This is a genomic window from uncultured Nostoc sp., assembly GCF_964247315.1.
Taxonomy (GTDB): domain Bacteria; phylum Cyanobacteriota; class Cyanobacteriia; order Cyanobacteriales; family Nostocaceae; genus Nostoc.
Genome location: NZ_CAXTTT010000184.1, coordinates 1 through 10479, shown reverse-complemented (window position 1 = coordinate 10479; position 10479 = coordinate 1). Strand labels below are relative to the sequence as shown.

The window sequence follows — 10479 nt, the reverse complement described above, 5'->3', positions numbered from 1 at the left end:
GGAACGCAGACGACCAATTGCTCTACTAAAAGATGCCTTGGCTGAAACCTTAGCAGAATGGTTAAAAGCTCACCCCGGTGTCAAAGTCGTCTCACGAGATCGGTCAAAAACTTATGAAAGTGGTACTCGCCAAGGCGCACCAGAAGCCATTCAAGGTGTAACTATGTCAGTCAGCAATGGCCCCGTTGAAGGGCATATTAATCGACTGAAAATGTTAAAGCGGCAGATGTATGGACGCGCCAAGATAGATTTACTTGAACGACGATTTTTGTTGGCTATTTGAGGAGAAAATTTTGACAATTTACACTTGATTATATGAGTTATAGAAATCAGTTTATTTGGCAAAGGGCAGTTCAACTTGCTATCAATTGCTATAAATTTACCCGCCTATTTCCTCAGTCAGAATTGTATGGTTTAACCAGCCAAATCCGACGTTCTTCTGTATCTGTAGGATCTAATATAGCAGAAGGCTATGGTAGGCGTTCCAAGCCAGAATATATACAGTTCTTACATATTGCGTTAGGTTCTTTGAGAGAACTTGATACGCAATTAATCATTGCCAAAGAAGTAGATTTAGCCGAGAAAAATCTTTTCACACCTCTATTAAATGAAGTTGAGGAAATGCAAAGTATATTAGTTGCTAGCTTAAACAAACTCAAAGCTTGAACTTACTACTTATTCCTTTCTTTCTTCTGCCTTCTGCCCTCTGCCCTCTGCCTTCCCACAACCGAGATCACCAAAAGTTGCCAAGAACCAGCTTATGCTTGACGAACTACACCGACATCTACAGAGATTGTCTCAAAATCAATGTTCTGCTTTTTTGTAGGTCTCCCCATGAAAAAATGCAACTGGGAAGCTCGATTAATCTTGATTTCCTTGTATGTTTTGGATCAGAGGTTGCTGGTTATTTTGAACATTAGTTGAAGAATAGTGGGCGATGACAAATACGGGTAGGGTAAGAGTCAACAGAGCGATCGCAGTTCCCACAATGTCTGCCAAACGTTGGGAATATGTATCGGCATTGGCAGACTGGCTATTTGAATTCATACAAAATTGAAGTTCTTCGTAACACTGTGTAGGTTTACACTCTGAGTGAGAGTATTAATGCTATTTTAACTATTTTTAAACTGTAAAATGTGTAGCCTTCTACAATTTAAACCAGTTATACAACTGTCATAATAGCCTTTTTATACATGGACTTCTTAATACAAAGTTACAAGTAAACAAATCATGTTTTATTTTGTAATTAATATTTTCAGATGTTTCCTTGTATGGTGTAACGGGTTGCATACGCAAAGCCAACTTTGACAGCATCATAAGCTACATTCTTTCGCTGATTAAAGATTAATTAGCAAAACATATTTGTCCGATACTTCATGATTATAACATCTTAAAACGCCTTTGATAAGGTCATTTTACTGGAATTGCTAATTTGTGATACAGGACACAAAACCGCAATTGCACTGAAAGATATTCAGTGTTTTTGATTGTTATATGGTAGTTATACACAAAAATATTTGACAGCAGAGAATAAATAGGTAGGAAGGATTTTTTTAACCAATTATAACTACCGAATAAATACAGATACATCAACTGTATAAGGCAGAATGGATTCAGTGATATCACTAAATAAATATTTAATAATTTCAATTTTGCAATCTATGTAATATCACAGCAATTTTGTCAATCTATATAAAGGTAGAATAAAAAAGTTTTAGAAGGTGGCGTAGACGTGTAGCGGGTTATTACCAAACTTTCTTCATATAGCTAAGTGCTGAGTAAAAACTCAGTTTTTTCAAGACTTTGAGCAATCAATACTGTCCTAACCTGTGTGACTACGGCTATATCTGAACAAAATACCCAATCCCAATTTCCAGATCCTAAATCCGTATAACTTTTTGGATAAATTAAAATCTAAGACGAAAAATTGTTTAACAAATTAATTAGCTAAAATAAACCGCCACTAAATATAATAGAGCGGTCTGGTTAAGCAATCCGAGGGTAATTACAGATTACTCTGCTAATAAATGAAATTGCTGTAACGATGTTTGCACCAAATTGAGGATTGGGGATTAGGCATGGGGCATCGGTTATTCTCCCCTTATCCGCTTGTCTTTTTCTTCTCTACGAGACGCTGCGCAAACAATTTTGAATTTTGAATTTTGAATTTTGAATTGATTTCTCCCCACTTCCTACTCCCTTCCATAAACACTCATTGGTTCCTTGATAAATCGGGTGTAAAGATGCTTAAACGTAGACTTAATTACGCGGGGCATACCAAAATCAATGGGCATTAACTTTTCTGGTAGCCGCCAATCTTCTATTTTTAATAAATTAGGATTTAAATGCGGAAACTCTATGGCAGCAAGTTCTGGACAAATTCCTAGTCTTTGAGAAGCTGCAACTGTGGGCACTTGTTCAGGAGAAACATTGAGGATTTCTACCATTGCCCGATCTAAGGCAAATATATCTGATGCGGCTGCTAAAATGCCCAGTTGGCGAGGTTCCCCGTTGCTGGGGCCATTACCTTCATGACCAATGATACCATCTAATATGGTTAAGTCAGGGTTAATCGCTCTGGCAGTTTCTACTAACATTTCACCAAATCTATTTGCATCTTTTCCCGCTTCCATGTGCCACCAAGCTTTCATTTTGCCAGGGACACAACCAAACAGGTTTTTTACGCCCAGTGTTAATGTCAACTGGGCGTGTGATTTCACTTTCGGTAGATTAATCACTACATCTGCTTCCATCGCTTCTTTAGACAGTCGCAGATGGTTAAAATTGTCACTAATAGTTTGGTAACGCTGACCATGAAAATCGATGATGGGAAGATTGAGTTCTTCTAAAATAGGCAGATAGCCATTTGCTATTGCTACGCCCTTGGCACTACCAAAAGCAGGACTATCGCCCAAAAATGGCTTACCACCAACCTCAATTACCATTTGAGCAACTTCATAAACTAGTTCGGCACGGGTGATACACTCTTTACCAGGACGCGAGCCTGTAAGTAGATTTGGTTTGAGTAAAACGCGATCGCCTTTTTTTACAAACGCTGCCATTCCTCCAAAAGGTTCCAGGAGAATCGTTAAAGATTCCCGTAAAGCCTCTCGTTCGTAGGATGTAGCCCGAATGAGACTGACAGATGGTTTTTGAGTCTGCATAGATTGGGGAATGGGAAATGGGGAATAGGGAAGAAGCAAGGGAGCAGGGAGCAGAGGGAGCAGAGGGAGCAGGGGGAGAAGAACTATTAATTATTGTCCAATGCCCCATGCCCAATTCTCCATGCCCAATGCCCAATGTCCAATGCCCCATAACCTATTATTCTGTTTTGAGCGGTAAGATACCACTCATTTGTTCTAGATTTAGCACTGTGGCTAAGTCTGTTTCACTCATTAATCCGCGTTCTAGGACAATCTGCCGCAGTGATTTACCAGTTTCTAAAGATTCTTTGGCGACAGCTGCGGCATTTAAATAACCGATGTGGGTATTTAGTGCGGTTACTAAAGCTAAACTACCTTCAGCATAAGCTAAACAATGTTCCTGATTAGCAGTAATTCCCTTAATACAGCGTTCGGTGAGTGCGGCGATGGTATTGCCGAGAATTTCGATACTGTGAATTAGGTTATAGGCAATCAGCGGCATCATCACATTTAATTCTAATTGTCCGGCTTGTGCAGCTAAAGCGATCGCACTATCGTAACCCATCACCTGAAAACACACCATTGATGTCATCTCTGCCATAACTGGGTTGTATTTCCCTGGCATAATTGAGGAACCGGGTTGCACTGGGGGGAGTTGAATTTCTTTCAAGCCTGTTTTTGGCCCCGAATCCATCAGCCGTAAATCATGAGATATTTTAACTAAATCCTGGGCTAAATTCCGCAAAGCACCAGAAACATTCACAAATGGCGCCATACTCTGCATAGCTGCCATGAGATGGGGCGCAGGTTCTAAAGGAGTATTAATCAATTCTGAAAGAACTTCTACTACACGGGCGCGATACAGAGGATGAGTATTTAATCCCGTTCCGGCTGCACTACCTCCCAAACCCAGCACCATTAAATCCCCAGAGGCGGTATAAATCCGGTTTTGGTGTTCTGTAAGAATTTGCGCCCAAGCCCGAAAATTCTCACCCAAACGCACAGGTACAGCGTCTTGTAAGTGGGTTCTGCCAGATTTGACGATATCTTGAAATTCTACAGCTTTTTTTTCTAAAGATGCGATCGCACCATCTATTGCTGGGTGTAATGTCTTAGATAATGCCAATAAACCACCAATGCGAATTGCCGTAGGAATCACATCATTGGTAGACTGTCCATAATTAACGTGGTCATTGGGACTAACACGTTTGTAATTGCCCTTTTCTTCACCAAGAATTTCTAAGGCGCGATTTGCCAGAACTTCGTTGACATTCATGTGGTGGGATGTTCCAGCACCCGCCTGATAAACATCCACAACAAATTGATCGCGGAACTTGCCAGCTAAGATTTCATCAGTTGCTTGCACAATCGCCTGACTAATATCTTGAGGAATGCAATTTAGTTCTCCATTCACTATTGCCGTAGCTTTTTTAATTATCAATCCAGCATCTACGTAAGTATTTAAAGGGTTAATACCGCTAATAGGGAAGTTTTCGATAGCTCGTAGCGTTTGAATGCCGTAATAAACGCTACTTGCAATTTGGCGATCGCCCATCGAATCGCGTTCGATGCGGAATTGGGAGTCTGTGTGTTCAGTCATAGTATTGTTTTAGGAGAGCTACAGAAAACAGATTTTCCCACGCTTAGGGAGAAAGTGGGGAGACAAAGAGAAGTTGTAGTAAGTTTGTCCCCTCCGCCCTCTTTTTGATAACAGGGCAACTAAATGTATTTATGGGGATTATTAATTTTGAATTTTAAATTTTGAATTTTGAATTCGGAGCGAAGCGACGTGACTCTACCCAACTGGATTACCTTCTCTCGCCTTCTGGGTGTACCATTTCTGCTTTATGGCTTGTACAACCCCACACCTCAAGCTAGGTGGATATGTTTGGCGATTTTTATCATTGCGGCGTTAACTGATTGGTTAGATGGCTATTTAGCGCGGAAACTCAACCAAATTAGTGAGTTGGGTAAGTTTTTAGATCCCTTAGTGGATAAATTTCTGGTACTTGCGCCATTGATGGTTTTTATTGAACTAGGAAAAGTACCAGCTTGGGGAGTGTTTTTGATTTTAGCGCGGGAATTAGCGATCGCTGGTTGGCGGGTAAATCAAACGACAATTACCGGGGCGAATATTTGGGGTAAACTCAAAACTGTTAGTCAAATAGTGGCGATCGCACTTTTGATTGCCCCCTTACCTGAAGTATGGCAAACTCTTTCTCTGATTGCTTTTTGGATTTCTGTTGCCTTGACTTTAATATCTGGCTGTATTTATCTCTTACCGCAAAAAACTAGCACCGCGGATTGAAAACATTTAATGTATCGTCACTGTAAATGTAAAATTTTTCCAGGCAATAATCACAAAATGTTTGTAGCTAAGTCATAAATTTCTAAATAGTATTGTAATTCAGCGGTCTAATTTAAATGTTTGGTGCGTTGTTGCACAACGCAACCCACTGTCAAAAATTCAAGTTACCTTCCTCTTAGCAGTAAAGGGACTTACTAAACTAAATACTTGGAGTTCGGAACTCGAACACGTCCATTACTCTCACTAATTTAAGCAATGCCCTTTGAGCACTCCATTTTTTTGTAGTACGCACAATACTATAAAAATGTGAGTACTCTGTGTTAGTTACGTAAGTCCTACCTAATTATCAATTATTATCATTATTGAAAACGACGAATTACTTTACCTACACTTAAGGTAGCTACAAATGCTAATAGAGCTAATTCAGTTCTAGATTCAGGAACTGCAATTGCATCTTTAGTGAAATACAAAAATCTTGGCTTTTTCAAACCCCCACTACCTGCGGGAACAAATACATCGATAAATGCTCCTGTTTTACCGTTATAGCGCAAGACATTATTAGTTAATATGCTACCGACATACAGGTTCCCATCAGAACCAAAAGTTTGTTTCACAGGTCCAGAAAGACCACCGCTATTACTAGTAACAAAAAAATCAATAAATTCTCCTGTCTTGCCGTTATAGCGTGCGATATCGTTAGTCTTAAAATCAGCAACGTAAAGATTGCCGTCTGGTCCAAAAGTTAAGCTTCCTGGTATAGATCCTGGTTTGCTTTGGGCAAAGTTATCAATGAAAGCTCCTGTCTTACCGTCATAACGCTTGATAGTGCCAGTGATAGAACTGTTGAGATATATATTATCATCTGATCCAAAGGTCAAACTAAATGGTGCAGCAGGATCTATTTTGTCAGATGAGATAAAAGTGTTTATAAAAGTTCCAGTCTTGCCGTCATAACGCAGAATGGCATTAGTAGTACCGTTCACCGTTCCAGCAACATAGAGGTTACCATCAGGCCCAAAAGCCAAATCTTGAGGAAGTTTTAATCCACCACTATCTTTAGGAACAAAACTATCAATAAAATCTCCACTTTTTCCGTTATATCGTTCTATACTACTACCCGCAAAATTGCTGAGATAATAATTCTGATCTGAACCAACAGCAAAACCCACTGTTACGTTTAATCCACCGCTTCCAGAAGGTATGAATGTATCAATAAATTTCCCAGTTTCTTCATCGTATCGCAAAACTGAGTTGTTATTTCTGCTACCCACTAGAAGAGCTGCATTCGCTTGTGGAGCTACCCACGATAACAATGCGAGGGTTAGTAATGGCATAGTTAATTTGGAAATCTTCAATAGCTTCATATTGGTAGCATTAGAAAAATGATTATTCATATTACCATCTTTATGATGCCAATTTATCCATCTTTAATTGCTCTGCTTATATATTGACAATAAGTCACTTGAATGTTTTTTAAAAGATAAGCACAAAAAATTATCTCCCACCAGCGCTTAATGCTTTCATAATCTGTAAGGCTAAAATCAGCCTAGCCAAATTCATTATTGACTTGTTTAAAACCATCAGGACTTATGCATCTGGTATAATGCGATTGCCATTTAATAGTACATGCATTGAATGTTGTCAATGTTGCTAGGATCGTATTCAAAAAAATCATATCAATTTGAAAAAAGAATGCGACAGATACATACTCCCAAACCTTTGTTCTGTCTGGCTTTCTTAATTTTTAATTTTGAATTGGTATCATATTGCCAGCACTATTTTAGTCTAGCTTCGGCTCAAAGATTTAGCTTAGAAAACTGGTCAAATAATTTATAAAATTAAGTATGGATTGTTATCAAATTATTTAGTTCAACAATTCAAACATCCGGCTATTTGCATGTTTATTGTTTAGTTGTTAGGTGCGCGGCAAGATTGCAAGCGCCATTGCTTGTGACAGTTGCGTAAGTCCTGTTTACTATGTTCTGTAATCCTCAATCCCTAAAAATTATAGCTAGGTAATCCAGTAACATCAGTTTTGAGAGCAAACAAATCACCAGAGTAGAAACTTTTGTCAATCTCGGCTTGGCTAAGTCCAACTGAAGCAGTAGTGATGTAGAGTGTTTGCAAATCTTCGCCACCAAATGTACAACTCGTTACGAGTGGAACGGGTAAATTAATCCGCAATATCTCTTCACCCTTGGGATTGAAACGAATCACATACCATCCATTCCACATAGCTGACCAAATATTCCCTTGACTATCTATTGTTAACCCATCTGGATGGAAAGATTCATGAGTTAAATCAACAAAAATTCGACGGTTGATAATATTGCCTGTTATTGAATCAAAGTCATAAGCATATATTTTTTGATGAGGAGAATCAGCTAAATAAAATGTCTTTTGATCTGGACTCCAACCTAGACCGTTAGAGATAGTCAATCCCGTTTCCATCACATGCAATGAACCGTCACGATCATAGCGATAGAGGCTAGCTTGGGGTTTTTCTAAAGAACACATTGAACCAACCCAAAAGCGACCTTGAGGGTCACATTTCCCATCATTGAGACGGTTATCTGGCAAATTTCCTTCAATTTCTAAAATGGGAGTAACTTCACCTGTTTGGGTGTTGAGGAATGCCAAGTGATGACGTAGTGCCATAATTAATCTATTTTTACCTGCTGTTGCGATCGCACCGACAACATCTCCTACATCAAAAAACAGGTCTTTCCCTGTATCAGGATTGAACTGATGTACCCGATGGTTGTAGATATCAACCCAGTAAATTAGGTTTTGGGTAGAGTCCCAGATAGGGCCTTCAGCCAAACGGGCACGGGACTCTAGAACATTCTGGAGTGGATATTGCAAAACTTGGCTCATTTTATCAACCAATAACAGTATTTACAGAAACTAGTTTCAGTAGCTTTCAGGCAATTCTAAAAAAGGTTTGCCTGACTAATAGAGAAAATTTTCATTCTTGTTTCAGTAAAAACTAAAAACGCAATTTATCGCGTCTTTCCCAGGTAGAAGAAAATATTTTTGATTTTGACTTTGATCCAACCTTTACCGCGATCCGTTAACTTAAAGTTAGTCAGTCAAGATTCTCCTTATGTTCCAAACAGACCCGCCTCTCTCCTCCAAAGAAGTTACTGAAAAAGAAGACTTAGGACAAACTCTGCGGGAGATTAACCAACCACCGACCAAATGGGAAGTTTATGAGCGGATTTTGCGAGTTCCTTACTACATTTTGTTTGACCGCTACACTGACAAACTCCAAGCATTCCAATTAGTTGCAGACCGTTACAGCGAATTGGATTTGAGTATTCCACGGGTCTGGATGCCGGGTTTGGAACTGGGCTTAGGACTTTGGCAAGGTTCTTACCAACAAATTGAGCGGTTATGGCTACGTTGGTATGATAGATCCGATAATTGGCTTCCCACGCCGTTAGAACGAGAAAGTCAACGTGCTAACAGATTAGCAGCACAACTGCGAGAGTTAGGCGTTAACCCTGATAAGTTATGAAAATGCGATCGCATCAGTAAGGGCACACAGCGATGTGCCTCTGAACATCTTTACTCACAACGCTTTTAAAATTTCCTCATCGATAGAAAAATCAACATCGGCTTTGTCTTTTGCATTACCCAAATAGTCATTTTCCAGAGAGTCTTGCAAACCAGAAATCAAATCATCTTCAGGATATTAGACCTCTTGCAAAAATAAATTATGGTACAATGGAAAGTCTTAAAAATTTGCTTTCTATCTCTATCAGACATCTCAACGAGGTAACAAAAGTTCTCTGTATAGATTCTGATATGGATTTTTTATAAAGCCTTTAAGCATACCACAAAACTTTTCTGCAAGAGGTCTATTTATCTTTTGCCACAAAAAGCTAACACTGTTGATTGAAAACATCTCTCAATAAATTTATTTTTTACCACCAAAATCTTGCGAAAGCGAAATCATAGATGAACAACGGTAATAACGGATAAATCATCGTTGTTCATGTGCATTTATCTGTATTTAAGGAACTACAATTACAGGGGTTCCTATTGTCACCATTTCAAACAATTTTCGCACGTCCTCATTATACATACGAACACAACCATGAGAAATTGCCTTCCCTACAGAGTCTCGCTTGTAAGTACCATGAAATCCGATTTGGTCTTTTCCATCAGTCCAAAATCCAATCCAACGTTCTCCTAGAGGATTCTCTAAACCTGGAGGAATAATTTCTGTGTAACTAACAAATGGATTTCGCCAAGCTGGGTTTTGAACCATATTAAGCACTTTAAATTTGCCTGTAGGCGTTTCCCACTTTGGTTTACCAATAGCTACGGGATAGCTGGCCTGTAAAACATCCCCCCGATAAACATAAAGTCTTCGTTTTTTGAGAAAGAGTAGTAAATGGATATTTTGCTCAGAAGTATTAGGAGGGGTTGTCTGCACTGGAAGCTTTAGCCTCAGCAGTAAACGCATCATTCGCTCCGAAGTGCTAGGAAGATTTGGCTGCGCGGGAGGAGAGTTCAGTTGACTAATTGTTGTCTTCTCAGTTACTCCTTGCTCAATCGTAGTTTTGGCAATAGCACGTAATTGAAGCCACAAAAGCAAAGCAATTGAGATTAATCCCAACTTGAGAACACTACGATAATACATACTATTGTTCATAATCTATTACATTAACTCTATAAGTTATAAGTTTATTACAAAATATTCAACTTTTAAGTCTGCTTTTATTTATTAATAGTAATTCAGAATTCAAATTTCAACAAGTTTGAAGTCTGAATTCTGAATTTTTACTCAACTATTTTGCCAAATCTCACTAATCAAATAAGTTTTATCCTCGTCCTGGAATAGGATTTGTTGGCTCTGTAGTATTGCCATTATTTGAATTAGTCGGTTTTTTGGTATTGTCAGTATTTGAATTAGTTGGCTTTTTAGTATTGCCACTGTTTGAATTAGTTGGCTTTTTAGTATTGTCAGTATTTGAATTAGTTGGCTTTTTAGTATTGCCACTGTTTGAATTAGTTGGC

General features: G+C 38.8%; 9 protein-coding genes and 3 pseudogenes. 4 read left to right on the top strand and 8 right to left on the bottom strand.

The window, feature by feature from the left end:
• Together ACFE93_RS32465 and ACFE93_RS32460 are read left to right on the top strand one after the other, a co-directional pair.
• A pseudogene (locus ACFE93_RS32465) lies at window positions 1–283 on the top strand (hypothetical protein); the annotation flags it as partial.
• A gap of 32 nt (window positions 284–315) precedes the next feature.
• Window positions 316–666, top strand: coding sequence for a four helix bundle protein (locus ACFE93_RS32460; RefSeq protein ID WP_375479891.1), 351 nt, complete (start codon window positions 316–318; stop codon window positions 664–666).
• 195 nt (window positions 667–861) lie between these two features.
• Here the strand turns inward: ACFE93_RS32460 and ACFE93_RS32455 are convergent, their stop codons facing one another.
• From ACFE93_RS32455 to ACFE93_RS32445, 3 genes are all read right to left on the bottom strand, one after another.
• A complete protein-coding gene (locus ACFE93_RS32455) occupies window positions 862–1047 on the bottom strand; it encodes a hypothetical protein (protein WP_094349221.1) in 186 nt (61 codons plus the stop codon).
• Window positions 1048–2192: 1145 nt separating this feature from the next.
• Entirely contained in the window at window positions 2193–3164 is a 972-nt protein-coding gene (locus ACFE93_RS32450) for a DUF362 domain-containing protein (RefSeq protein ID WP_375479889.1), read from the bottom strand.
• 157 nt (window positions 3165–3321) lie between these two features.
• Window positions 3322–4743, bottom strand: a complete 1422-nt coding sequence (locus tag ACFE93_RS32445) for an aspartate ammonia-lyase (RefSeq protein ID WP_375479887.1) — start codon at window positions 4741–4743, stop codon at window positions 3322–3324.
• Between the two features lie 189 nt (window positions 4744–4932).
• Between ACFE93_RS32445 and pgsA the strand changes: the two genes are divergently transcribed.
• Window positions 4933–5451 (top strand): CDP-diacylglycerol--glycerol-3-phosphate 3-phosphatidyltransferase, encoded by a 519-nt coding sequence (gene pgsA / locus ACFE93_RS32440; RefSeq protein WP_375479885.1) that lies wholly within the window; start codon window positions 4933–4935, stop codon window positions 5449–5451.
• Window positions 5452–5810: 359 nt separating this feature from the next.
• Here the strand turns inward: pgsA and ACFE93_RS32435 are convergent, their stop codons facing one another.
• Together ACFE93_RS32435 and ACFE93_RS32430 are read right to left on the bottom strand one after the other, a co-directional pair.
• Window positions 5811–6845: a hypothetical protein gene (locus ACFE93_RS32435; protein ID WP_375479883.1), complete on the bottom strand. Its 1035-nt coding sequence runs from the start codon at window positions 6843–6845 to the stop codon at window positions 5811–5813.
• A gap of 604 nt (window positions 6846–7449) precedes the next feature.
• On the bottom strand, window positions 7450–8328 hold the full coding sequence (locus ACFE93_RS32430) for an SMP-30/gluconolactonase/LRE family protein (RefSeq protein WP_375479880.1): 879 nt from the start codon (window positions 8326–8328) through the stop codon (window positions 7450–7452).
• A gap of 268 nt (window positions 8329–8596) precedes the next feature.
• Here ACFE93_RS32430 and ACFE93_RS32425 point away from each other — a divergent pair.
• Window positions 8597–8971, top strand: a pseudogene (locus ACFE93_RS32425) (hypothetical protein); the annotation flags it as partial.
• A gap of 54 nt (window positions 8972–9025) precedes the next feature.
• Here ACFE93_RS32425 and ACFE93_RS32420 read toward each other — a convergent pair.
• The 3 genes and pseudogenes from ACFE93_RS32420 to ACFE93_RS32410 all read right to left on the bottom strand — a co-directional run.
• Window positions 9026–9145: pseudogene (locus ACFE93_RS32420) on the bottom strand (3-beta hydroxysteroid dehydrogenase); the annotation flags it as partial.
• A gap of 324 nt (window positions 9146–9469) precedes the next feature.
• Window positions 9470–10114, bottom strand: coding sequence for a L,D-transpeptidase (locus ACFE93_RS32415; RefSeq protein ID WP_375479878.1), 645 nt, complete (start codon window positions 10112–10114; stop codon window positions 9470–9472).
• 169 nt (window positions 10115–10283) lie between these two features.
• Window positions 10284–10479 (bottom strand): hypothetical protein (locus ACFE93_RS32410; protein ID WP_375479876.1); only part of this gene is annotated, 196 nt, incomplete at its 5' end.